The following is a 21,383-nucleotide window of genomic DNA, read 5'->3' as shown; positions in this document are numbered from 1 at the left end:
CTCCTGGAGTGGCCTTGCCTCTGCGGTCTTCTATGTAATCGAGGAACAGATCACCGAGGGTCCCGCATGATGCCTCAATTTCAGTCAAACGCTGGCGCTCGATACGTTCAATTTCCACTAGTTCGGCTGCGGCGATCCTCTCGGCTTCAACCGTCGCTTTCAGCTCCACTTGATGCTCCAGGTACTTGGCCAGCCCGCCGGACGCAGTGGCGTCATTCGACATTCGGAGCGCCTCAGCACGCATCTCATCGAGCGAACGCTCATCAGTGCCGACCGTCGGCTTTTTCGTAAGCGTCCCAAGCGATATGCGTTTGTCACTTTCGGGTGTCCGCTCCCGGTAGTAGGCCAGAATTGCCCCAGATGCTTTGCGCTCCAGCAGCAAAGTACCCTTGCCACGAGAACCAACCGGTTCCGATTGCCGGGTCTTCACCGCGTAGGCTTCCATCTCGGTCATGCGCGTGCGCTTAGCCATCTCTTCCCCGTTTTCCCCGTTCGTTCCCCGTTTCTCATGCAAAGGTAGGCTAACGAGTGAAACGTAGAAAGACGAAAAGTGCGTGAAAGCCTAATAAATGCTGGTTAGGTCGAGACAGGAGATACTTCATTAAACGGGGAAAAACATCCCAACAGGCCGCTTGTAATCAGTAGTTCCCGGGTTCGACTCCTGGTGCCGGCACCATACGCAATATCGAAAAAGGCTCACCGAAAGGTGGGCCTTTTTCGTTTATGGGTCTTACGCTCGCCCGTCTCGCTGAAGGATGGTCATATTCATCAAAGACGCGAGTCGACGCATCCCATTCTGGTACCGCGCATCTACATACCTCCCCGAAACGATGAGCGGTTACGGTCGAAAATCAGTGAGACGGCATAATGGCAGCAGTGCTTATGCACAATCTGCCACTTCACTCCGCCGTTGCGAGCCCCTTTGTAATGAACACCGAACGACGTTACTCGATCATCTTGGAGCACAGCGCCGAGGTGCTGCTGGAACATGCACCCATGGCGCAGATAGAGGCATTTTGGGACGCCAACGATACCCGCTACTTCGGGTTGCGCATGGAGGAAGAGCACAGCGCGCACGCACGAGTGATTGTTACGGACGAAGTCCCCGACGACGAAGATGTGGAGCTTTCTTGTCTGTAGCGAATGTTGCGGGCAACATAAAAAAGCCCTCGTAGAAATACGAGGGCTTTGTTGTTTCTGGGGTTTGGAGACAGTCCCCGGGACGCCAACACATTGGCTTCTATAGAAGCCAACAAAACCTTACCTCCAGCGCCAGACCAAACATTGCCCGCACACCTAATCGTTACAAATTCGCGTCAGTGCAACGTTGACGGGGTCTCACACCTACCTATAATGCACCCCAACACACCCGCCAAGCCTAGGTTGACCCAGTCAGCAAGCTCAAATCGTGCGGGTTTTTGTTGCCTGGAGAAAAGCTACATGAGGTCCTTCGACAAACCGGCCCTCAGCGTAGAACAGCAATTGGAACTGCTAAAGCAACGAGGCCTGCAAGTCGCAAACAACGACCGGGCCATGCGCTTTCTCGAAGTGGTCACGCTGTTTCGCCTGAGCCCCTATATGCGCCCCTTCCAAGAGCAAGGGCCAGAACATACCTTCAAACCCGGTAGCACTCTGAAAGCCGTAGTCGACATATACCGATTCGATGGGGCGTTGCGACGCATAACCATGGACGCCATCGAGAGGGTCGAGGTCGCGATACGAGCAAGCATCAGCAGCCACATGTGCCCCAAGTATGGGTCTGACTGGATCGCCGATGCCTCGGTGTTCTCCTCGTCCTATTCGCACACCGAACTCTTACGCCCCCTTCGGGACCAATTGAGCAAAGAGCGAAATAAATTCGAACGTGAAACGGACCGTATCAAGAAAGGGCGACAGGACGACGGCCTTCAGCAGCAGAGAATCGAAAACCGCATGCGTGATAACTATTTTCGATACTACGGTGCGACCTATGCCTTTCCCGAACTGCCGCCCGCATGGGCCATTCTTGAAGAACTCAGCCTCGGTACGGTATCCACCCTATTCAATGCCATAGGCAGAAGTGCCGACAAGAAAGCTATTGCCGCCAGATTCGGTCTGCCGTTCGATGTTTTGGCTTCGTGGCTCCACACCCTGACCTTCATACGAAACTGTTGCGCCCACCACTCGCGGTTATGGAACAGAGAACTCTCAATTCGGCCCTCGCTACCCAAAGAGTGGAATATCCCAAACGCAGCTGCCAGCAGACCTCAGCCCAAACAGCGGCTTTATATCGTATTGACGATCCTCGCGTATCTAACCGATTTGATCAGTCCAGACAGCCGGTGGAAACCTCGTCTCGCAGAAATCATGGAGCATCTGGAATCAACGAATTTAAGCCTGATGGGCTTTCCTGGCGATTGGAAACGTCAACCGCAATGGCACCTGGAATAAAAACCCGAAGTAAAAAAAAGCCCTCGTAGAGATACGAGGGCTTTGTGTTTCTGGGGTTTGAAAGACCAAGTCTTAGTGACCAGCGCTCTGCCCACCATCCACATGCAGAATCTCACCAGTAACAAAGTTCGCGCTATCCAGGTAAACAACCGCCTGAGCAATGTCACCGATCTCGCCCATATGCCCAACCGGATGCAGATTCCCCAGCGCTTCATGCGTTTCCTCACCATGCATCGGCGTCTTGATGATGCCTGGCGAAACCGCATTCACCCGAATCCCACGCTTGGCGTACTCAATCGCCAGGGACTTGGTCGCCGCGTTCAAACCACCTTTGGTCAGCGAAGCCAGAACCGATGGCACACCATCAACCGCGTGGTCCGTCAGACTGGTGGTGATGTTGACCACGTGGCCTTTGCCCTGTTTTTCCATCTCGTTGATCGCGAGTTGGGTGATGTAGAAGAAGCCGTTCAAGTTAACCGACAACACATTGGCGTAGTCTTCAGCGGTGTAGGCAGTGAACGGCTTGGCAATGAAGATCCCGGCGTTGTTGACCAACGTATCGATGCGGCCAAAACGGGCGATGGCTTCGCGGATCACTTGCTGCGCAACAGCCGGGTCGCCGATGTCGCCCGCTACAGTGAGGATGTCCGGGTCGGTAGATGGTTTGATCGAACGCGAAGTGGCGACAACCTTGTAATCCAGATCACGGAAGGCTTTGACCATGCCGGCGCCGAGGCCTTGGGATGCGCCGGTAATGACGATGACTTTTTTCGAATTGCTCATGATGAACCTCTGCTAATTAAAAGATGATTTAAAAAAGTAAGTAATCAGGCTTCAGCGGGGGCCTTGGCCATTTGTCTCAGCATTTGTTCGTAGTACTCGACCGACTGCGAGCCGGACACCAGGTGACGACCGTTAAGGATCATGGCCGGGACCGAATTGATCCCGTGCTGGCGGTAGAACGCCTCAAGCTCGCGCACTTCTTTCGCGAACGCTGCGGATGCCAACACTTCCTGCGCAGCTGCCACATCCAGTCCTGCTTCCCCGGCCAGACGAGCCAGCGTTTCGCGGTTGCTCGGGTTCTGGCCGTCGGTGAAGTAAGCGCGCAACAGGATCTTCTTCAGCTCGATCTGCCGACCTTCCTGCAACGCCCATAACAGCAACCGGTGCGCATCAAACGTGTTGTAGAAGCGCGTGCGTTTCTCCAGATCGAACGTGAAACCAATGGCCTCGCCACGAGCGATTTGCATCGCTTTCCCAGCGGCGACGTCCTCGGCGGTGCGTCCATACTTGCGCATCAAATGCTCGACGGCTTTTTCACCGACCGCCGGCATGTCCGGGTTCAACTCGAAGGGCTTGTAAGTGAGCTCCACCGAGACTTCACCGGCCACGTTCTCGATGGCCTGCTCCAGCGCCGTCGCACCCAACGCGCACCACGGGCACACCACGTCGGAGATGAAATCGATAGAGACCGACGCGGTCATGACTTGCCCTCCCCCTCAGCCAGTTTTTTGCGGTACTGGGTGGTGGTGATGCCGGCGTAGCCCCAGTTATCGGTGTCGACTTCTTCGATCACGATGTGGGTCAGGTGCGGATCCTTTTTGAGGACGCGTTCCAGGGTTTCAGTGATTTCGGCGATCACCTGAGCTTTCTGCTCTGAGGTAACGCCATCGCGGGTGATGCGAACGCTGACAAAAGGCATGAGGGAATCTCCAGTGACCTGCCCTTCGGAATGAATGGGTAGGCGTTGGAGCTCAATGTAGGGAGTTAGCTGGAGGGGATAAAGGTGGGGACGGGAACATCATTAGTTACTTGGTGTAATGAGTGCGCTAGGGGCAGGCGAAAAAATGTTTGCATCAAAAATGATCAATCGCTAACCTCCATTTATCGTAAATTTTAGATAACCATTTAAAAAAGGAGATTGCTCATGGCAATCCAATTCTTCGACAGTCCGTTCCATGTCACGCATGACGAGGAAGTCGCCAGCAAAATGGCTCTGAAAATGGAGTTGTCCATTTTCATCACTGAGTGCATCAAAAAACTGGGCCTCAAACAGAGTGAGACCGCAGCCAGGTTGAACGTGACCCAATCACGTGTTTCTGAACTCACCACTGGGAAAATCGAGAAGTTTACGATCGATGCAATGATGGACATGCTGGATAAACTCGGCTTTCGCACCACGTTTACTCTGCCATCCAACGATGCTGGCGCGTTGCCTCAGATAGTCATTTCACAAGCTCACGCCTGCTAGACGTTCCACTCCATATTCCGAAGCTCCCGTTTGAGCTCCTTCAACCGATCCTCCGCAACTGCCATTGCGTGACGATCAGTTCGATTCGTCGTCTTCACGAACGAATGAAGGACGAAAATGGTGTCCGCATACTTCGTGATGTAGTTGCATCGGTATGCCGGGCTACCATTGATGATCATCTCAATCGTCCCCGCCCCGATTGAACTCAGCTGCTTTATTGCCAACTCTGGATCCCCGCCGTACTGCACACGCATCAGGTCTTTCCCAAACTCATCCTGAACCCAGTCCGGCAAGGCCTTGTACTCCCATGTTGCAGCTTCACTTACAAAAGCAAATCTCTTCAAATGCTGGATTCCTACCTGAAACAGTCGATGCCTTCTCAACGTCCAGTAGACGATTGAAGGGATGCTGTTTAGTAGTTATCGCAGGCTTCTTTTTCCGTAGGACTCAGCCCCTTTTGATGTAGTCCGCTTTGTAACGTGTCGCTTTTTTTCACTTTCTGCGACACGTTATTGGAACGTGTCGCTGATAACGACATGTGCGAGTTGATGCGTTCCTTCGTTAACGGCCTGCCCTCAGCGATTGGAAGCGCTCGGTGCTCATTCATTTCGCGCACAGATTCCAGCAAATCCTTTTGAAACTGATCCAATTCGATATCCAATACTGATGCCTATTTCGCCAGTCGATAAGGTCTCAACAAGCCTTCTCAAATTATCAAAATTATTGCTGGGCAATATTTATTGCCCAGCCATAAAAATCACCAAAACATTTCGGCACGCCACCACCTAGCCACGATTGCGCATCCTCCCCTCTCAAGCTACCTTCAGGTCGTCGCTGCCAATTCAGCGACCGGGCCTGAGAACCCGAGTAAGATACAGGCGCACAAGCGCCCATAATCACGATTGTTGGCGTTTTTTTGTGCCTGCATTTCCGTGTAATGGCGGCTGTGCGTGGGAGACCTTCGGGTCTGCCGGGTTCCTGTATCTCCGGTTTCTCAGCCCACGCATAGCTGCCACCCATTCGCCTGAGAACGAACGTGGTAGCTCAAACTTTGATTCAGGAGTTTTTGCTAATGCCCGCTATCGATCCGTCCAAAATTTGCGCTACCGCTCCACCAGCCATCACCCACCACCGCCCAAAAACCGGAGGTGCCCAATGACCAACCCTCAAGACCTCAAAACCATCGGCCTCACCCCTTTCTCCTACCACGCAAACGATGCACTCTTCCGTATCAACGCTGGCGTCCCGGTGATCCAGGCCCTCTCCCACGCTTCCGATCTGCTCCACATCGCCAAACTTCTCGCATCAGATGCCGTGATGGTTCGGGATACCGACCGGCATGCCTGGGCATCGCATTATTTGCAGGATATGAGTAAGGCGATCATTGATGATGTGGTGAAGGTGCTCGCCGCACCGTGTAACAACCGATCCAGTGACGTCGCACCATAAAAAATTGCACGCATAAATAAGCCCCGAGCCTATCGGGGCGTTTTGAGTCGTTCTTATTAACGTGTCGCAATTTTTCACTTTTTGCGACACGTCTTCGGAACGTGTCGCCGCGGACGACATGTTGGCGACACGTGTCGCCGAAATTGGATTTTTGCGACATGAGCTTTGTCGCGAGGGAGACAACTACCGTTTGAGTGCAAAAAAAAGCGTTGCTTGTGAGAATTTTGGGGCCGCTTCGCAGCCCAGCGGGAGCAAGCTCCCTCGCCACAGAGGTGAGCAATCAAGCGACGTCGACAGTTTCCACCGTGATCTGCTTAAGCGCATAAAACGGCGCCAGCGCAGCTTCATCCGCAGTGGAGCCGGTAATCAACCGCCACTCCCGCTCAATCGGCGTCCAATGCTGCTGCCGGGCACGGCCCAACTTGTCGGTGTCGGCGAGGACAACAATCTGCGCCGCACGCTTGATGATGCATTCCTTGAGATACGCCTGCTGCGCACTCGCTTCACACAAACCAAACTCCGCGACCACACCGTCCGCACCCAGAAAGGCCTTGTCGACGCTCAACCGGCTCAACGTCAGTTCCGCCAACGGCCCCAATGTGCTCATGCTCGAACCGCGCAGATCGCCGCCGATCAGGGTCAGGCGCACGCCCGGCGCGTTGGCCAGGGTCATCACCGCCAGCAGATTATTGGTCACCACATGCACGTCTTGCCGTGAACACAAATGGTGAGCCAGCGCGGCGCAGGTGGTGCCGCCATCGAGCAATACGGTATCGCCATCCTGAACGTGAGCCGCCGCCGCTTGGGCGATGGCGTCTTTCTGTTCCCACTGGCTGGTTTTGCGTTCTTCGAGGGAAGCTTCCGGCTCATGAACGCCAACCACCGAAGTCGCGCCGCCGTAGGTGCGCACCAGATGCCGCTGTTTGGCGAGCATGGTCAGGTCACGTCGCACGGTCGCTTCCGAGACCCCGAGCGCCGCGCTCAATTGCTCGACGTTGGCATCGCCAATGCGTACGAGATCGAGGATGGCGCGGTGGCGTTCGGAGGCTTTCATGGCGGGTCTCGTTGTGTGGACGGTGGTCGATCTTACACGACAGCGCCCGTGCGCCTCATCCCCGTCGCGTGGCAAGCTCCGCACCCTGGCGCAGCGCTTCGAGCAGGCTGCGTTCATCGGCGATGCCCTTGCCGGCGATATCGAAAGCAGTGCCGTGGTCGACCGAAGTGCGGATCACGTCCAGGCCCACGGTCACGTTCACACCGGCTTCAAGCCCCAGCACTTTGACCGGGCCGTGGCCCTGGTCGTGATACATCGCCACCACCAGGTCGAAGTCGCCGCGTCCGGCGCGGAAGAACAGCGTATCGGCGGGCAGCGGGCCGGTCACGTCGAGGCCGCGTTCCTGCAACAGCTTCACCGCAGGGATGATCTTTTCTTCCTCTTCGCCATAACCGAACAGACCGTTTTCACCGGCATGCGGGTTGATCCCGCACACGCCGATTCGTGGCTTGGCAATGCCGGCCTTGATCAGCGTCGCGTTGCCGCGCTCGATGGTGCGCTGGACCAGGCCCGGTTCGATCTTGCGGATCGCGTCGATGATCCCGATGTGGGTGGTGACGTGAATCACCCGCAGCTGCGGCGCCACCAGCATCATCGATACTTCGTCGACGTTGGTCAGGTGCGCGAGCATTTCGGTGTGGCCCGGGTATTTGTGGCCGCCGGCGTGCAGCGCTTCCTTGTTCAATGGCGCGGTGCAAATGGCATCAATCTGGCTGGCCTCGGCGAGTTGCACAGCGCGGGCGATGTATTGATAAGCGGCGTCACCGGCGATGGGCGACAGTTCACCGAACGGCAGGTCGTCGGGGATCAGGTCGAGGTCGATGCAGTCAATGGTGCCGGCCTCGTACAACGCTTGGGAGGCATCTTCGATGCGGCGCACTTTGGCGCTGCCGCCGACGATGACGTTGGCCTGCTCCAGGCGACGGGCATCGCCGATCACCAGTGGTCGGCATTGCTGGTAGACGATGTCATGAGTCAGGCTCTTGACGATGATTTCCGGGCCGACGCCCGTGGCGTCGCCCATGGTGATGCCGATGATGGGGAGGTAGTTGTTCATAGTGTTCATTGGAGTCCTTGGATTCGTGTGCGTTTGGACGGGGAGCGATCGGCGTTGTCGCTCAAGTGTTGCCATGCCGCATACAAGGCGTGATCGGTGCCGAACGCGCCTGCCTTGGTAACGATGCCGGGACGATGGCCCTGCCGGGAATCGGTCGGGCGGGCGAAGGCGACGCCGGCTTCGATTTCCGTCAGCAGTTGCAGGCTGTCGATGCCGACGGTGGTCAATATGGCCCGCGCCGTCTCGCCACCCGTGGCGATCAAGCCGCCAACCTTGGCGAAGTGGGGTTCTACCAGCACGGCCAGCAGGTTCGAGAGTTGCGCGCCCTCCTGGGGATCGAACGCTTCATCGCGGCCGATGCGCAGCAGCAGGTCACTCCAGCCGTCCAGTTGCTCGCCGATGCGCGCCTGCCACGTCGCCCAATCGACATGCGTTGTGCCCTGGCGAAGGACCTCGGGCGGTACGACCAATTCGCTGACGCCGCCACGCTCCTTGAGCCGTGCGCATTGCCGGTCGCAGACTCCGGAAAGGCTACCGACGAGTATCAGGATAGGCGCCTGACTTTTTTCGACTGCATCCGGTTCGATGGCCGTGAAACCTGTTTCGCTGAAGTCAGGAAGACCGGCTATTTCCCGAGCGAGACCACCCGAACCGATCCAGAACAGCGGCTGTTCCATCGACGCGGTCAGGCGAGCGAGGGTCAGCAGGTCATCTTCGGTTTGTGCGTCGACGATCAACGCCTGCGTGCCGCTGCGGGCGACTTCGATAATGTGCTGTGCGAGCGCATTTTCGTTGCCGCGCAAGGTGTCGAGGTCCAGCTTCGCGGTGCTCAGGCCCGCGGCGATGAGCATCACTTCGACGTCAGCCGGGCGGTCGGCGTTTTCGAGTTTCCAGGTGTCGGTGGTTTCCAGTGGCTGGCCGTTCACGAACACCCGACCGCCACGCAACGTACGCCCGGTGGCGGGAAACGCCGGGGCGACGATGGCCAGGCCTGCCAACGGTTGCAGGGCAGCGACTTCGGCCGCCCAGTTGCCGCGCAAGGTTGAATCGATTTTTTTATACAGTCGCTGCCCGGGTTGATGCAGCGCTTTAAATGCAGCGACGGTGCGCTCGGCGGCCCGCTCCGGAGAGAGGCGTCGAGTGTCCGTATCGGCCGCAATCACCTGAGCGTCAGCCTTGTCATTCAAAGGGTCGAGCGTGACCACCGTTTGTAGCCCCGCGCTCGCAAAACCGATGGCGCAATCTGCCGCGCCCGACAAATCGTCCGCGATGATCAGAATCCTCATCGCAAGGCCTCCTGCTTTTGAGGCTCTATCTCCGGTTCAGGGATAACGACGGGATTGCGCTGTTGCACGCGCTTGGCAACGGCTGCGGTGAGCAACGGCGCGAGAATCGCTGTGACCACGACACAAGCGGCGACCAATATGGTCGCACTCTTGGCCGCTTCTGCGTACACCGGATTGGCCGCCGCGATCAGTGCTGGCACGGCGGCGGCGTTCCCGGCGGTGGTGGCCGCAGCGACGCCGGCGACGCCAGTGCCACCGGTCAAACGGTCAGCGAAGAACAGCGGGATACCGGTCAACACGACAACCGCAACACCCATTCCCAGACCGAGCAAACCGGCCTGCCAGACGTTATGCAAATCCAGGCTGGCGCCGAGTGCCAGGGCGAAGAACGGGATCATCACCGGAACGGCTTTGGCCAGAAAATCGCGCATGTCACGGTCAAGATTGCCCAACAACATGCCCAGGGCCAGCGGCAGAATGCTGCCCACCAGCGTCGGCCACGGGAAGGCCGACAGGCCGGCGATACCCAAGGTGACCATCGTCAGAAAAGGCCCGGACTCCAGGGACATGACCGAGTAGGCACCGACGTCTTCGGATCGACCGTATTGCCCCATCAGCGCCATGTACAACCCGCCGTTGGTGTCGTTCATCGCAGCAACGATCGCCAGCGTGGAAATACCGGCGAACAGCCCTGACGAAACCGGCTGCTCACCCAGGAAGTGCCCAAGCACAATGCCGATCAGGACAGCGATGCCGACTTTGGTGATGAGCAGCGTGCCGCCCTTCTTCAGCAGGTAAGGCGTGGCCTTGATGTTGATGCTCGCGCCCATGCAAACGTAGAACACCGCGAGGATGGGTAATGCCCCGGTGAACAGCGCATTGGTGAAAGAGCCGAAAAACTTCGGTGTATCGGGAAGAAAGGTAGCCACCAGCGAACCGATCAGCAGCGGGACAATCATCATGCCGCCAGGGATGCGTTCTATGGTGCGCTTGATAGGAATTTGGGCCACGAGGGTCTCCTTTTATAATTGTTTGGCAAGACGTTTATCACCTCGAAACTGACTGAATCGATCACGCAGTGATTAATTCAGTCAAATTTATCTTAGGCTTTCGTCATGAACTGCGCAAATCAATCATTCAAATGATCGTTTTGATCATTTGTGGTGGAGGAGCCTGCTGTAACAGGTGAATTTATGCCCTCGTTGAAAAGAGGTAACAAGGTGTAAACCTTAATCGGGACGAGCCACCGCGCACTTAAAAGCCCCGAATTACTCGAGGCTTTTAAGCTTGAGGACATCGTTAGTAATTTCGGCCCTCTGCATAAAAATGAGTTTTCGTGCATAAAAACGATCATAAAACTGCCTGTTTGCATAAAAACGTTTCGAAATCGTCAAATGTATCCGGATGGTCGACTCAAGATCCTCAAATTGACACCGACGTCGCAAGTTGCAGAGAATCGGTCCAAGAGCGCGAAACCGACTGCCATCAGGTGGCGATAGTCGGCGTTAGGAACCCCGTTGATGACCTGGAGATTAGCGCTCGGGTGAGACCTCTTCTCCCCTGCTTGAGGGAGCACAATATCAAGCAACCTCTTCAAGAAAAGCAGCCTAATCAGGCTGCTTTTTTTGTTTGTGGGGAAGACATCGTTGATAAACCAACATCCCATGCCGATGCTTGTTTAGTACCTGGTCCAAGGCGTGATTGAGATCGACTGCACTTGGTTGTTCCCGAGCGTCGCTCGCCAGTATCGATAGCGGTATATCCCGGATATCTGGCAAACCAATGTCTTTCCAGTTTTGTTGACCGAGAACTTCCTTTATCCCTGGTACATCCATCGGTATCTACTCGCTCGCGTCGTGGATGCTGGCAAATGCCTTGATATCCAATGGGCTCAAATTCGGAGAAAAATCTCGAATTGATGAGTCGATATTTCAGCGAAACAAGTCAGGGATGGAAATCAGGCGGGTCCTCTTTTTGACTGGGAGACGTCMGATAGCCGTGCAGGTAGCGGCTTTCTTATACGTACGAAATGGCGCGCCCATATGAAAACAAACGACAAAAAAATGCCCAAACCTCCCGGTCCGAGCATTCTTTGACCCCCATCACCCACCCTCCCCCAGAAACCCTCGATCCTGCGCAACCCTCCAACCATCGGACGCCAGCATCAATTCGCTACTAAACTCGGGACAAGCGGGTTCAGGTGCAGGATTATAGCCAGCACGTATCGCCCAACCGACGGCCAGGTACACAACAATAGCCAGCCCACTTCAGAGGGCATTACCCAATGGATAGCAGAACCCTACGCAACCTGATGCGCATTGTGCAGACTGGCTCATTGTCAGCGGCGGCAGAGCATTCCTGTTTGACCGTGCAGGCATTGGCTGCACAGTTGAACAAAGTCGAAGAGCAGTTTGGTTTTCGGTTGTTTCGTCGCTCCAACAAGGGGTTGACCCTGACCACGCAGGGCTCGGAACTCACGCCTTTCATGGACAAGGTGTTGGTGGCCACGCGGCAACTGGAAGAAAAAGTGGCTGCGCTGAAAGAGCCTGGGCAGCGCACGCTCAAAGTGGCGCTGAACACAACGCTTTCGGCTGACTTCAATCGACGAATGATCGGACGCCTGATTGAGGTGTTTCCCGACTATCAGCTGGAATTCAGCTACGCCGAGTCGATGGAAAACCTCAGCAAGCTCAAAAACGAAGACTTTGACCTGGCCGTGTTGATCGGCCCGCAGCTGCCAGGGATGCCCAGCATTATCCTGCCCGAGGTTCAGGTGCAGGTGGTCGGTGCCCATTGCGGTCAGGAACATGATCCGCTGGTGATGCTTGGCAACAAATTTCAGGTGCGTCCGGCCGACGATTGTCCGTATTCCCACAGTTTCTTGCGCTTTCTCGACGCCGGCCTTGGCAATTACGAGTCGAACAAACGGATGGTTTACTCCTGCAGTGAGACGCTGACGCTCTCCTTGATCACGCAAATGGACGGCCTGGGCATGGTGTCCCGTGACGCCGCCCAACGTAACGGCTTGACCATTTTCCCTGGCTTCGAGGATGCCCTCGAAGTTCGGTTGGCGGTCAATAACCCAGAGTTGTCGGGCCAGGCTTTGCACGATGTGGTCGACCTGGCGCTACATGAACGAACTGAGCGCAATATACGCAGCCGTTCCCACCGCAACGGAGAGAAAGAGGTTTTTGCTGAAGTACGCACATAACAACGTCGGAATCGCGGCATAAAATTCCGGGCGATCGAGCTGCACGTGTTGATCCTTGATCAACAGCGGTGTGACGCTGATGGCAGCGACGATCGCCACCGGCAGGAATTCCAGCGCCCGGGCGACGAAGGGCGGCCAATGGTCGGTGTTCACTTGCAGCGGCAGCGCACGCGGCAAGAACGTCACAGCCATCATCAGGACGACGACCAGAATCAGGAACGTTTGGTCAGGCATACACCCACCCCGCAGCCCACAAAGGTGGCGATGAATACGTTGAACGGCGAGCTGCCGACCAGGCTCAGTGCGCCCATACAGGCGACGGCGGCCAGTGCAGCGATGAGTTTGTTACGCGTATTGCACAGCGAAACCAGCACGTAGAGCATCATCGCCGTCAGCGCGTAGTCGAGCTGATACTTGATCAAGTGCGCCGCGTACTGCGCGCAAATCGCCCCGAGCAATCCGCCGAGCACCCACGAGGTGTGGCAAAACAGATTGAAGCCGATCAGGTAGCGCACATTGACCGGCGCACCCTTGCCCAGTTTGACGCTGTGGAAGGCGAACGACTCATCGGTCAACCCACCCGCATAACACCAACGCTCAAGTCGACTGAGCCCCATCGCCTGCAACGCCTTGGCCATGTAAACGGACATCAGCATGTGCCGCGCGTTGATCAGAAACGTGGTGAGGACGATGGTGGTCAGTGACGCGCCGCTGGTAATCAGCGCCAGCGCAGCGAACTGCGAAGCACCGGCGTAGACAAACAGGCACATCGCGACCGGTAACCACACCGGCATCCCGGCATTGACCGCCATCAGGCCGAACACGAACGACACCGTGAAATAGCCCGCCACTACCGGGCTGGCTTCTGCAAAGGTGCGCGAGCGTTGTTGTGGCCCGACCATCAGCGGACGGCTGCTGGACGTCTCATTCATAGATCCCTCTCAAATGTTCTTTCGCCACGCGGTTCGCAAAAACCCTGGGCACTCCAAAAACGTTTGCCGGCGAGGTTGGCATCGTCGACAAACAGGAACATGCGCAGCACGCCCACGCGTTTCATGTCCGCCGATGCCGCTTCAACCAAGCGTTGACCGACACCCTGGCTGCGATACATCGGGCTCACGGCCAAATGGTTGATCGTGCCGCGACTGCCGAGCATGCCGCCCAGTACCGCGCCGACGATTTCGCCACTGGCGTCCAGCGCAATGAATGCGGTGGTGGTCTTTTGCACCAATACACCACGCAGGCATTTGGCGTCCTGCCATTCGCAGAAAGACACCTCTTCGAATTGCCGGAAGAAGCGCTCCAGGCGCTGGGCATCCTTGGCTGTCGTACGCCTCAGCATTACCGGTGCAGGGCACTCGGCGAGGCTGATCGCGGCGTTGTACTGTTCAGCGAACAATGTCGAAAGCGGTCCCGGGCCGCGAGAAGGAAATCGCCAGAATTTGCCGATAAGCCATGGCGTGGGAATGGGTGTTGCGCGCCGGCGTGACGTAGTGGCGCATGTCCCGATCCAGGAAGTAAGTGGTGTCGAGAATGTCGGTGTAAGTCGTCGACGCCAGATGTTCTTGTTCATGGGCGCTGTACAAGCGGCTTTCCGCCCCCTCCACGTTATTGCGCCCCCAGAAATGCACGCCGCTGAACGGGTAACCGTCGCAGTGAATGCCTTCCGGGGTGATCTCCAGTTGCTTGCCTGGTTTGATCTCGATGCGGATCTGGTGAATCTGGCATTGCCAGATTTCATCGTGCAGTTCCGGCGGCAGAACGTTTTTGTACACCTCGAAATCCGTGTCGATCAGGCTGCGCATCACCGGCGAATGAATGATTTCATCGGAGAAGTCCTGGAAGTGCCGAACCATTCCGCCCACGTAGGCGTTGTTAGCCTTGGACTGGACGTAGGCGCGGTGTTCCAGCTGCGTCAGTTCACGGGTCACCGGGTTGTATTCGAAATCACTGTAGCGACGGTATCGATTGCCCGCGTCAGCCTGACCGTAGTAACTGTCGGGCTCCATGTTTTCCCAACTTCGGGTCAATCTGACGAAGTCGGAGAAGTGACCGAATAGATTGAAGTCACTACTTTTGACGTTGACGTATTTGTCGCGCCGTAGCGATTCGCCCACTTCTTTATTCAAAACGAGCATTTTCAAAATCTCCGTGCATTTAGCTACCTAATCTAGAGAGCACAGGATTTGCGTCCATGAGAAAGAATTTCAGGCATATCAAGCACTGCTTGAAACGGAGTATGAAGTCGCTTCAATTCCACTTTTCAAGACTGAAAACAGCGGCTTTTAGTGCGTTTTTGCAGTCACAAGGCAAAAAAAACCCCGAATCAATCGGGGTTTTTTTCGAGTTTTAACGCTCAGTCGATCATCAGAAGATGCTGATTGGGTAATCCACGAACACACGCACTTCGTTACCGCTGACGTTGTACTCGCTGGATTTTTGCGACACACGCAGAACCGAACTGCGCAACTTCACACTCAGGTCTTTGACCGGGCCACTTTGCACGACGTACTTGAACTGGTTGAAGATTTCGCGCTCGGTACCGCCTTCGCTAGTGGACGTGGTGATGTTGTCACCGCGCACATAAGCGAAGTTGTAGGTCAGGCCCGGAACGCCGAATGTGCTGAAGTCCAAACCGTAGCCCAACTGCCAGCTGCGCTCGTCTTCAGCGTTGAAGTCGGACCAGTAGGAGTTTGCCAGGTAGATGGTGTTGCCGCCGTCGCCGATACGCCCCTGGTCTTTCTGATAACCACCGTAGGCGTAGCCCAGGTTGCTGTCACCGGTGCTGCGTTGGTGCGCGAGGGTGAACGAGTGCGGGCCGGTGACGAATGTTGCGGCCAGGCTCCAGATCTTGTTGTCGTCGCCGGTGATCCCGTTTTCGCGGACGTAAGCATCGTCCAGCTTGGTGCGGTAACCGTTGAAGTCCAAGGTCAGGGACTGATCCTTGTCGATCGGGAACAGGTAGTTGGCGTTCACGTATTGCTTCTTCAGCACGTCTTCGACATCGGAAGCGTACAGCGCGCCTTTGAATTGTTCGGTGAACTGGTAGCTGCCGCCCAATACGTTGATCGACTTCAAGCCACCGCTGTCACGGCCTTCAGCGCTTTTACGCGACTCGGCGGTGAAGCGGCCGGCGTCCAGTTGCAGGCCTTTGATCTCTTTGGAGGTGATCAGGGTGCCGGTGTAGCTTTCTGGCAGTAGACGCGAGTTGTCGTAGTTCAACACCGGCAGGGCCGGCATCTGGTCGCCGTAAGTCAGCGTGGTGCTGGACAGACGGAATTTGACGGCCGCGCCGCCCTTGGACAGATCATCAGCAGGCTGGCTGCTGGCGCCCTTCTTGAAGAAGTCGATGCCTTGCGCGCCGCTACGGTCTTCGCTGCGCTCCAGATTAAGGGCGTACAGACCGAAAGCGTCCACACCCACACCCACGGTGCCTTGGGTGAAGCCGGACGAGAACGTGCCGATGGCCGCCTGGCCCCACTCGGATTTATCCGGGTTGCCGTCTTTGTAGTCACGGTTCATGTAGGCGTTGCGCAGCAGCACGTTGAGGCTGCTGTCTTCTACGAAACCCTTGGATTGGACCTGGTCGTTAGCCATGGCCGGTGTTGCACTCAATATCCCCAGAGCGATCAGGCTGATTCGCTTGTTCAACATCTTGTTTTCCTTATTTCGGGTTGAAACGCGCTGTGTCGAACGGCTGAAACGGCGCTATCGCACTCTTTTTTCACCCCAAAACAAAAAGGCCCGCACACGAAAAAATCGTGGCGGACCTTTTATTATTTTTTGAGTCGTGGCGGTTAGCCACAGGCGTTGGGCGCGATCCTAGTAGGGCCCACAACTGCCTGTCAATTTGACGAATTGACTATGGATAGACGAAAAACGCCTAAGCGCTTTGCGCAAGCCAGGTCGCAAATGCCTCCGGCTTGCCGAGCCATTGGCTGACATCGACCAGGGAGAATTGGCCATCTTGCTCAAGCGCCAGCGTTGGAAAACCCTGACCGCCGACGCGGGCCAATAAGGCGCGAGTGTCTTTGATGTGCTGATCGGTATTGACACTTTTCAAGGTGGCCGCAAATGCCACGGGCTCCAAATCGATGCCTATTGCCAATTCAAGCAGCACCGATTCGTCCGCAATGCGCCGACCTTCCACATAGTGAGAGGTCTGCAAACGCCCCAACAACTCGACACCGCGCCCGGCTATCTGCTCAGCGGCCAGCACCGCAGCGATCGGTGGAGCGGAATCGAACACCGCCGTTTCATCACGCAGCAGGCCTTCAAAATAGGCTTCACCAAAGGGCTGGCCCGTGAACTCGGCGATGCGCCGGTCGTGTGGCATCACGTAGTTGCGCAGTTGTGGCGAAACTGCCTGGCGGTTGGCGCCGGTCATCATTCCGCCGCCGTGGGCGATCACGGGCAACACGCCTTGGGCAGCCTGTACCAACGGTTTGGCGCCGTAACACCAGCCGCACAATGGGTCGTAAATATAATGAAGGATCATCGCAAGGCTCCGGCAATACGTCAGGAAGATTCAATGGCCGGCAGACTAATCCTCAGGTGGTTTCGGAAAAACGCTGGAATGGCTTTCAGTCTGTTTCATGAATCGGTCGAATGACGCCGCGTGGCCGTTGTAGCAACTTCGACACAACTCGACACAATCAAACAGCCACCATTTTCAAGAACAATTAACGAAAGTAAATAACAAGCATTACCATTCGCACCCTGAAATTTCCCACCCCTTTCGGATGCGCTTCTTGATGCCTGCCCCGTTCCGTCTAACGCCCGCTACGCTTGGGCTGTCTGCCTTTTTGTCCACCGGTTTTGCCTGCGCTTCCACCACTGTTTTACCCGAGACCGCGATCAGCGCCGATGTGGAGGCTGATGACCCTCGCGTAAAAGAAACCAACACCGCGACCCGAACAGAGACCCCGGTGCGTTACGTGCCACAGGCCATCGACTCGATCAAAACCTCGAACGTCATGGATTACGGCACCAACGACCTGGGCACAGCGCTCAGTGGCCTCCCCAACGTCAGCAGTGGCGCCGATACCCGCTTCGACAGCCTGCGCATCCGTGGCTTCGACGCGAGCAACGACTTCTACCTCGACGGCATCCGCGATGACAGCCAATACGTGCGCGACTTGCACAACATCGAACGCATCGACGTCCTCAAAGGCCCGGCGGCAGTGTTGTATGGCCGTGGCAGCCAGGGCGGCATCGTCAACCGGGTCAGCAAGGTGCCGGAGTTCGGTCGCCGCTCGACCCTCGAAGCCCAGGGTGGCAGCGATGACCTGCGCAGCTTGTATGCCGACCTCAGCACCGACCCGAGCGAGAACATCAGCCTGCGTTTGAACATGGGCAACATGGATCAGAACAGCTTTCGCGATGGCGTCAGCGGTAATCGGCAATTGTTCGCGCCGTCGATGAGTTGGCAACTGACGCCGGACCTGAACTGGCTGGTGCAATACGAATACAGTCGCTACAACCGTACGCCGGATCGGGGTGTTCCCGGTGTGAATGGGCGTCCGGCGGATGTAGGACGCGATACGACCTACGGCAGCGAGCACGATTTCATCGACGACAAGTCGCAATCCCTACGCTCCAGGCTCAGCTATGAACTCAGCGACAACTGGCAACTGCGCCACACCCTGGGCGTGTTCAAGCTCGACAGCGATTTCGACAACACTTACCTGACCGGTTACACCCCGGCAACCAACAAGGTGACGCGCCAGCACTGGCAGCAAGATCTGACCACCCGCAACGTGTACAACAACGTTGAGCTGGAAGGCGGTTTCCACACGTTTGGACTGGAGCATCGTCTGCTGACCGGCCTCGAAACGGGCAGCCAGCGCCGCGATCCGACCTTGTACAACGCCGCCACCTCCGGACGCGGCAGTTCACCCGTGCCGGCCCTGGACCTGTACAACCCCAATCGCGATTTGCGCCATACCGGACGCATGCAGGTGTCCAGCAGCAGCCACACCGAAGTCGAGAGCCGCGCGGTGTACGTACAGGATCAACTGCGCCTGAACGATCAATGGCAACTGCTGGCCGGTCTGCGTTACGACACATTCGACATCGAGTCGACCAACAAGCTGAAGGACATTTCCGAAGACCGTGACAGCCACAGCACCAGCCCGCGTGTCGGGGTGGTCTGGACGCCGCTGCAGAATCATTCCTTCTACGCGTCCTGGACCAAAACCTTTTCGCCGGTGGGCGGCGGTTTGATCGGCATCACACCGGGTGCGCCCGGTAACGCCAATGACTTGAGCCCGGAGCTGACCAAGCAAAAAGAAATCGGGGTGAAGAGCGATTGGCTCGATGATCGCCTGAGCACCACACTGGCGATCTACGAACTGGAACTCTACAACCGTCGCACCAGCGACCCGAATGACCCCACCGTGACCTTGATGAGCGGCCTGCAACGCTCGCGCGGAATCGAGCTGACCGGCACCGGCAAAATCACTGGCAACTGGTATGTACGCGGTGGTGTGGGCGTGCAGGACGCCACCGTCGAGAAGGATAACAACGGCTTTGAAGGCAAACGCATCAGCAATGTGGCCAAGCACAATGGCAGCCTGTTCCTGACGTGGAAACCGGAAATGGGTTGGTACGCCGAAACCGGTCTGACCCTGGTCGGCCAGCGTTATGCCGACAACCTCAATACGGTTGTGCTGCCCGGTTATGGCCGTTGGGATGCACTGGCCGGGTTCCGCCAGAAGGACTGGGACTTGCGCGCGGCGCTGAACAACATCAGCGATAAAACCTACTACGCCTCCGCCACGAGTGCCGCGCAGATCCAGCCGGGCGAACCGCGCAGCGTGGTGGTGACCGGAACCTACAGCTTCTAAGGAGGCAGTAAAACCTGAAGCAGCTGCCGAAGGCTGCGTTCGAGGACGAAGTCCTCGTAAACCGGACACCGCAGTTTTTCTGAAAAAACGCGCTGTTCGGTTTGACGACTGCTGCGCAGCCGGACGCAGGCTCCGCCAGCTGCTACACGTTCGGTGTACGTCCCATAAGATTCACGCAAAAAAAAGCGCCGCCATCCCGGCAGCGCTTTATCAATCCTTTGTTTATTCTTCTTATCCTTCCATCACATCCCACAACGCTTCCAGTTCCGCTTCGCTGAATAAACCAGCGGGGTAGCGCTCGATCATCATCCGGCGCGGATCAGGTTCCCCGATCTGACGCGTTCCATTGGACTTGAACCAGTGCGCAAGGACCTGGAGCGATTCGCTATTAATTGCCAGGGGATGCGACGCCCGCTCGCTCACTACGTTCACTTCGGCGTTCATTTCAGCGCTCTCTCCTGGTTTGTGAGCGGCTAACTTATCCAAGGTTTATGACAGAACATCGCAGTTCTCCCCCTCCCTGTTTCACCCCTGACAGATACAAGAGCTGTGCCAATGTTTCGCATCTGTCGACAAGCGGATACAAAGAAGCCCGCAGTCCATACGGATTGCGGGCTCTTCGTCGAGCAGCATAGGGGGTTGCTTTTTTTGATCGATTTCGCAATCGACTCAGGCTGTTACGACCTCACTCACTCCTTGTGCGGAGCGGGTTGTTGTTGGGTAAGGCAGTGGATGTTACCGCCCCCCAGTAACAGTTCACGGCCCGGCACCATCACCACTTCATGTTGCGGGAACAGCGTCTGCAAAATTTCTTTTGCCGGGCCGTCCATCGGGTCATCGAAGCTCGGCGCAATGATGCCGCCGTTGACGATCAGGAAGTTCACGTAGGAACCGGCCAGACGAACGGAAGGATTTCGTTCCTGAGTGCCGTCCACCGGGTCGACACCCGCGCACTCTTCTTCGGTCGCGTACAGCGGCCCCGGAATCGGCATCTTGTGCACCGTGAATGGGCGACCCTTGGCGTCGGTGCTGCTTTGCAGCACGTTCATTGCTGCCTGGCAGCGCGGGTAGTTCGGGTCTTGCGGGTCATCGGTCCAGGCCAGCAAGACTTCGCCCGGGCGCACGTAGCAGCAGAAGTTATCCACATGGCCGTCGGTTTCGTCGTTGAACAAACCGTCCGGCAGCCAGATGATTTTATCCACAGCCAGGTTGGCGCTGAGCACCGCTTCGATTTCGGCACGCCCAAGGTGCGGATTGCGATTGCGGTTGAGCAGGCATTCTTCGGTGGTGATCAGGGTGCCTTCGCCATCGACGTGAATCGAACCGCCTTCGAGCACGAAACCCTCGGTGCGATAACGCGGGCTGCGCTCGATCTCGAGGATCTTGCCGCCCACTTGCGAATCACGGTTCCACGGCGAATACAGGCCACCGTCGAAACCACCCCACGAGTTGAAATCCCAGTTCACACCACGGACTTCGCCACGGTTATTGATGACAAATGTCGGACCGGTGTCGCGTACCCATGCGTCATCGCTGGACATTTCCACCACACGAATATTCGGCACGTCGAGACGGGCGTGAGCGTTTTCGTACTGGCCTGCGGAAACCGCCACGGTCACCGGTTCGAAACGCGCGATGGCTTTCGCCACCGCCACGTGCGCGGCTTGCGCCGGTTTGCCACCCAGGCGCCAGTTGTCCGGACGCTCGGGCCAAATCATCCAGGTCTGGGTTTGTGGCGCCCATTCGGCCGGCATGTAGAAACCGTCGGCGCGAGGCGTGGTGTGCAAAGTGGTCATG

At 56.8% G+C, this 21,383-nt stretch carries 23 protein-coding genes and 1 pseudogene; 6 read left to right on the top strand and 18 right to left on the bottom strand.

The features are described 5' to 3' along the window. Nucleotides 1–472 (bottom strand): annotated as a pseudogene (locus AC1D2P_RS10695) (hypothetical protein); the annotation flags it as partial. A gap of 455 nt (nucleotides 473–927) precedes the next feature. Between AC1D2P_RS10695 and AC1D2P_RS10690 the strand changes: the two are divergent. After that, nucleotides 928–1,140: a hypothetical protein gene (locus AC1D2P_RS10690; protein WP_046031369.1), complete on the top strand. Its 213-nt coding sequence runs from the start codon at nucleotides 928–930 to the stop codon at nucleotides 1,138–1,140. A gap of 300 nt (nucleotides 1,141–1,440) precedes the next feature. Then, a complete protein-coding gene (locus AC1D2P_RS10685) occupies nucleotides 1,441–2,430 on the top strand; it encodes an Abi family protein (protein WP_109785324.1) in 990 nt (329 codons plus the stop codon). Between the two features lie 72 nt (nucleotides 2,431–2,502). Here the strand turns inward: AC1D2P_RS10685 and AC1D2P_RS10680 are convergent, their stop codons facing one another. The 3 genes from AC1D2P_RS10680 to AC1D2P_RS10670 are packed head-to-tail and all read right to left on the bottom strand — an operon-like array spanning nucleotide 2,503 to nucleotide 4,132. After that, on the bottom strand, nucleotides 2,503–3,213 hold the full coding sequence (locus AC1D2P_RS10680; protein ID WP_027922197.1) for an SDR family NAD(P)-dependent oxidoreductase: 711 nt from the start codon (nucleotides 3,211–3,213) through the stop codon (nucleotides 2,503–2,505). 44 nt (nucleotides 3,214–3,257) lie between these two features. Beyond that, nucleotides 3,258–3,914, bottom strand: coding sequence for a DsbA family oxidoreductase (locus tag AC1D2P_RS10675; protein ID WP_109785323.1), 657 nt, complete (start codon nucleotides 3,912–3,914; stop codon nucleotides 3,258–3,260). After that, complete coding sequence (locus AC1D2P_RS10670; RefSeq protein WP_109785322.1) at nucleotides 3,911–4,132, bottom strand: tautomerase family protein; 222 nt, start codon at nucleotides 4,130–4,132, stop codon at nucleotides 3,911–3,913. Before AC1D2P_RS10670 ends, AC1D2P_RS10675 begins: the two co-directional genes overlap by 4 nt. 225 nt (nucleotides 4,133–4,357) lie before the next feature. Between AC1D2P_RS10670 and AC1D2P_RS10665 the strand changes: the two genes are divergently transcribed. Next, the gene (locus AC1D2P_RS10665) at nucleotides 4,358–4,681 is read left to right on the top strand and encodes a helix-turn-helix domain-containing protein (protein WP_046031264.1); all 324 of its coding nucleotides are present in this window, start codon (nucleotides 4,358–4,360) and stop codon (nucleotides 4,679–4,681) included. Here the strand turns inward: AC1D2P_RS10665 and AC1D2P_RS10660 are convergent. Both AC1D2P_RS10660 and AC1D2P_RS10655 read right to left on the bottom strand, forming a co-directional pair. Beyond that, nucleotides 4,678–5,025: a type II toxin-antitoxin system RelE/ParE family toxin gene (locus AC1D2P_RS10660; RefSeq protein ID WP_477757243.1), complete on the bottom strand. Its 348-nt coding sequence runs from the start codon at nucleotides 5,023–5,025 to the stop codon at nucleotides 4,678–4,680. The genes AC1D2P_RS10665 and AC1D2P_RS10660 overlap by 4 nt on opposite strands. Nucleotides 5,026–5,093: 68 nt before the next feature. After that, nucleotides 5,094–5,342 (bottom strand): hypothetical protein, encoded by a 249-nt coding sequence (locus AC1D2P_RS10655; protein WP_139348152.1) that lies wholly within the window; start codon nucleotides 5,340–5,342, stop codon nucleotides 5,094–5,096. Between the two features lie 494 nt (nucleotides 5,343–5,836). Between AC1D2P_RS10655 and AC1D2P_RS10650 the strand changes: the two genes are divergently transcribed. Further along, entirely contained in the window at nucleotides 5,837–6,130 is a 294-nt protein-coding gene (locus AC1D2P_RS10650; RefSeq protein WP_109785320.1) for a DUF3077 domain-containing protein, read from the top strand. Between the two features lie 280 nt (nucleotides 6,131–6,410). Here the strand turns inward: AC1D2P_RS10650 and AC1D2P_RS10645 are convergent, their stop codons facing one another. The 4 genes from AC1D2P_RS10645 to AC1D2P_RS10630 are packed head-to-tail and all read right to left on the bottom strand — an operon-like array spanning nucleotide 6,411 to nucleotide 10,537. Beyond that, nucleotides 6,411–7,184, bottom strand: a complete 774-nt coding sequence (locus AC1D2P_RS10645; RefSeq protein WP_046031267.1) for a DeoR/GlpR family DNA-binding transcription regulator — start codon at nucleotides 7,182–7,184, stop codon at nucleotides 6,411–6,413. Between the two features lie 55 nt (nucleotides 7,185–7,239). Next, complete coding sequence (pdxA, locus tag AC1D2P_RS10640) at nucleotides 7,240–8,241, bottom strand: 4-hydroxythreonine-4-phosphate dehydrogenase PdxA (protein WP_046031370.1); 1,002 nt, start codon at nucleotides 8,239–8,241, stop codon at nucleotides 7,240–7,242. Nucleotides 8,242–8,246: 5 nt separating this feature from the next. Beyond that, nucleotides 8,247–9,527: a four-carbon acid sugar kinase family protein gene (locus AC1D2P_RS10635; protein WP_109785318.1), complete on the bottom strand. Its 1,281-nt coding sequence runs from the start codon at nucleotides 9,525–9,527 to the stop codon at nucleotides 8,247–8,249. Further along, nucleotides 9,524–10,537 carry a 2-keto-3-deoxygluconate permease gene (locus AC1D2P_RS10630; RefSeq protein WP_077432267.1) on the bottom strand — a complete coding sequence of 338 codons (1,014 nt, stop codon included), beginning with the start codon at nucleotides 10,535–10,537 and terminating at the stop codon, nucleotides 9,524–9,526. Before AC1D2P_RS10630 ends, AC1D2P_RS10635 begins: the two co-directional genes overlap by 4 nt. A 1,274-nt stretch (nucleotides 10,538–11,811) precedes the next feature. Between AC1D2P_RS10630 and AC1D2P_RS10625 the strand changes: the two genes are divergently transcribed. After that, the gene (locus AC1D2P_RS10625) at nucleotides 11,812–12,738 is read left to right on the top strand and encodes a LysR family transcriptional regulator (RefSeq protein WP_109785316.1); all 927 of its coding nucleotides are present in this window, start codon (nucleotides 11,812–11,814) and stop codon (nucleotides 12,736–12,738) included. On the opposite strand, the gene AC1D2P_RS10620 is transcribed toward AC1D2P_RS10625, so the two are convergent. The 6 genes from AC1D2P_RS10620 to AC1D2P_RS10595 form a co-directional block, all read right to left on the bottom strand. Beyond that, complete coding sequence (locus AC1D2P_RS10620; protein ID WP_109785315.1) at nucleotides 12,655–12,972, bottom strand: AzlD domain-containing protein; 318 nt, start codon at nucleotides 12,970–12,972, stop codon at nucleotides 12,655–12,657. The genes AC1D2P_RS10625 and AC1D2P_RS10620 overlap by 84 nt on opposite strands. Beyond that, nucleotides 12,951–13,670 carry an AzlC family ABC transporter permease gene (locus AC1D2P_RS10615; protein ID WP_046031272.1) on the bottom strand — a complete coding sequence of 240 codons (720 nt, stop codon included), beginning with the start codon at nucleotides 13,668–13,670 and terminating at the stop codon, nucleotides 12,951–12,953. The genes AC1D2P_RS10620 and AC1D2P_RS10615 overlap by 22 nt, the downstream gene beginning before the upstream one ends. Next, nucleotides 13,667–14,080 carry a GNAT family N-acetyltransferase gene (locus AC1D2P_RS10610; protein WP_175649052.1) on the bottom strand — a complete coding sequence of 138 codons (414 nt, stop codon included), beginning with the start codon at nucleotides 14,078–14,080 and terminating at the stop codon, nucleotides 13,667–13,669. Before AC1D2P_RS10610 ends, AC1D2P_RS10615 begins: the two co-directional genes overlap by 4 nt. Nucleotides 14,081–14,126: 46 nt before the next feature. Further along, on the bottom strand, nucleotides 14,127–14,876 hold the full coding sequence (locus tag AC1D2P_RS10605; protein ID WP_046031273.1) for a 2OG-Fe dioxygenase family protein: 750 nt from the start codon (nucleotides 14,874–14,876) through the stop codon (nucleotides 14,127–14,129). 229 nt (nucleotides 14,877–15,105) lie between these two features. Beyond that, nucleotides 15,106–16,392 carry an OprD family porin gene (locus AC1D2P_RS10600; protein WP_109785314.1) on the bottom strand — a complete coding sequence of 429 codons (1,287 nt, stop codon included), beginning with the start codon at nucleotides 16,390–16,392 and terminating at the stop codon, nucleotides 15,106–15,108. A 229-nt stretch (nucleotides 16,393–16,621) separates the two neighbouring features. Further along, complete coding sequence (locus AC1D2P_RS10595) at nucleotides 16,622–17,236, bottom strand: DsbA family protein (protein WP_109785313.1); 615 nt, start codon at nucleotides 17,234–17,236, stop codon at nucleotides 16,622–16,624. Nucleotides 17,237–17,492: 256 nt separating this feature from the next. Between AC1D2P_RS10595 and AC1D2P_RS10590 the strand changes: the two genes are divergently transcribed. After that, the gene (locus AC1D2P_RS10590; RefSeq protein WP_109785526.1) at nucleotides 17,493–19,586 is read left to right on the top strand and encodes a TonB-dependent receptor; all 2,094 of its coding nucleotides are present in this window, start codon (nucleotides 17,493–17,495) and stop codon (nucleotides 19,584–19,586) included. Nucleotides 19,587–19,817: 231 nt separating this feature from the next. Here AC1D2P_RS10590 and AC1D2P_RS10585 read toward each other — a convergent pair whose 3' ends face one another. Continuing rightward, complete coding sequence (locus tag AC1D2P_RS10585; RefSeq protein ID WP_046031276.1) at nucleotides 19,818–20,030, bottom strand: hypothetical protein; 213 nt, start codon at nucleotides 20,028–20,030, stop codon at nucleotides 19,818–19,820. Between the two features lie 245 nt (nucleotides 20,031–20,275). Then, nucleotides 20,276–21,382, bottom strand: a complete 1,107-nt coding sequence (gene aguA / locus AC1D2P_RS10580) for an agmatine deiminase (RefSeq protein WP_109785312.1) — start codon at nucleotides 21,380–21,382, stop codon at nucleotides 20,276–20,278. Nucleotide 21,383: the final 1 nt, after the last annotated feature.

Source organism: Pseudomonas sp. P1_F1_2, assembly GCF_056405815.1.
This window is presented reverse-complemented; position numbering and strand designations above follow the sequence as displayed.

Bases quoted from the DNA above. Each gene is read 5' to 3' on its own strand.
- AC1D2P_RS10620 (WP_109785315.1), bottom strand. From the start codon at position 12,972: ATGCCTGACCAAACGTTCCTGATTCTGGTCGTCGTCCTGATGATGGCT.
- AC1D2P_RS10635 (WP_109785318.1), bottom strand. From the start codon at position 9,527: ATGAGGATTCTGATCATCGCGGACGATTTGTCGGGCGCGGCAGATTGC.
- AC1D2P_RS10670 (WP_109785322.1), bottom strand. From the start codon at position 4,132: ATGCCTTTTGTCAGCGTTCGCATCACCCGCGATGGCGTTACCTCAGAG.
- AC1D2P_RS10625 (WP_109785316.1), top strand. From the start codon at position 11,812: ATGGATAGCAGAACCCTACGCAACCTGATGCGCATTGTGCAGACTGGC.
- aguA (WP_109785312.1), bottom strand. From the start codon at position 21,382: ATGACCACTTTGCACACCACGCCTCGCGCCGACGGTTTCTACATGCCG.
- AC1D2P_RS10685 (WP_109785324.1), top strand. From the start codon at position 1,441: ATGAGGTCCTTCGACAAACCGGCCCTCAGCGTAGAACAGCAATTGGAA.
- AC1D2P_RS10610 (WP_175649052.1), bottom strand. From the start codon at position 14,080: ATGCTGAGGCGTACGACAGCCAAGGATGCCCAGCGCCTGGAGCGCTTC.
- AC1D2P_RS10650 (WP_109785320.1), top strand. From the start codon at position 5,837: ATGACCAACCCTCAAGACCTCAAAACCATCGGCCTCACCCCTTTCTCC.
- AC1D2P_RS10590 (WP_109785526.1), top strand. From the start codon at position 17,493: ATGCCTGCCCCGTTCCGTCTAACGCCCGCTACGCTTGGGCTGTCTGCC.
- AC1D2P_RS10605 (WP_046031273.1), bottom strand. From the start codon at position 14,876: ATGCTCGTTTTGAATAAAGAAGTGGGCGAATCGCTACGGCGCGACAAA.
- AC1D2P_RS10645 (WP_046031267.1), bottom strand. From the start codon at position 7,184: ATGAAAGCCTCCGAACGCCACCGCGCCATCCTCGATCTCGTACGCATT.
- AC1D2P_RS10615 (WP_046031272.1), bottom strand. From the start codon at position 13,670: ATGAATGAGACGTCCAGCAGCCGTCCGCTGATGGTCGGGCCACAACAA.
- pdxA (WP_046031370.1), bottom strand. From the start codon at position 8,241: ATGAACAACTACCTCCCCATCATCGGCATCACCATGGGCGACGCCACG.
- AC1D2P_RS10595 (WP_109785313.1), bottom strand. From the start codon at position 17,236: ATGATCCTTCATTATATTTACGACCCATTGTGCGGCTGGTGTTACGGC.
- AC1D2P_RS10665 (WP_046031264.1), top strand. From the start codon at position 4,358: ATGGCAATCCAATTCTTCGACAGTCCGTTCCATGTCACGCATGACGAG.
- AC1D2P_RS10585 (WP_046031276.1), bottom strand. From the start codon at position 20,030: ATGAACGCCGAAGTGAACGTAGTGAGCGAGCGGGCGTCGCATCCCCTG.
- AC1D2P_RS10600 (WP_109785314.1), bottom strand. From the start codon at position 16,392: ATGTTGAACAAGCGAATCAGCCTGATCGCTCTGGGGATATTGAGTGCA.
- AC1D2P_RS10680 (WP_027922197.1), bottom strand. From the start codon at position 3,213: ATGAGCAATTCGAAAAAAGTCATCGTCATTACCGGCGCATCCCAAGGC.
- AC1D2P_RS10690 (WP_046031369.1), top strand. From the start codon at position 928: ATGAACACCGAACGACGTTACTCGATCATCTTGGAGCACAGCGCCGAG.
- AC1D2P_RS10675 (WP_109785323.1), bottom strand. From the start codon at position 3,914: ATGACCGCGTCGGTCTCTATCGATTTCATCTCCGACGTGGTGTGCCCG.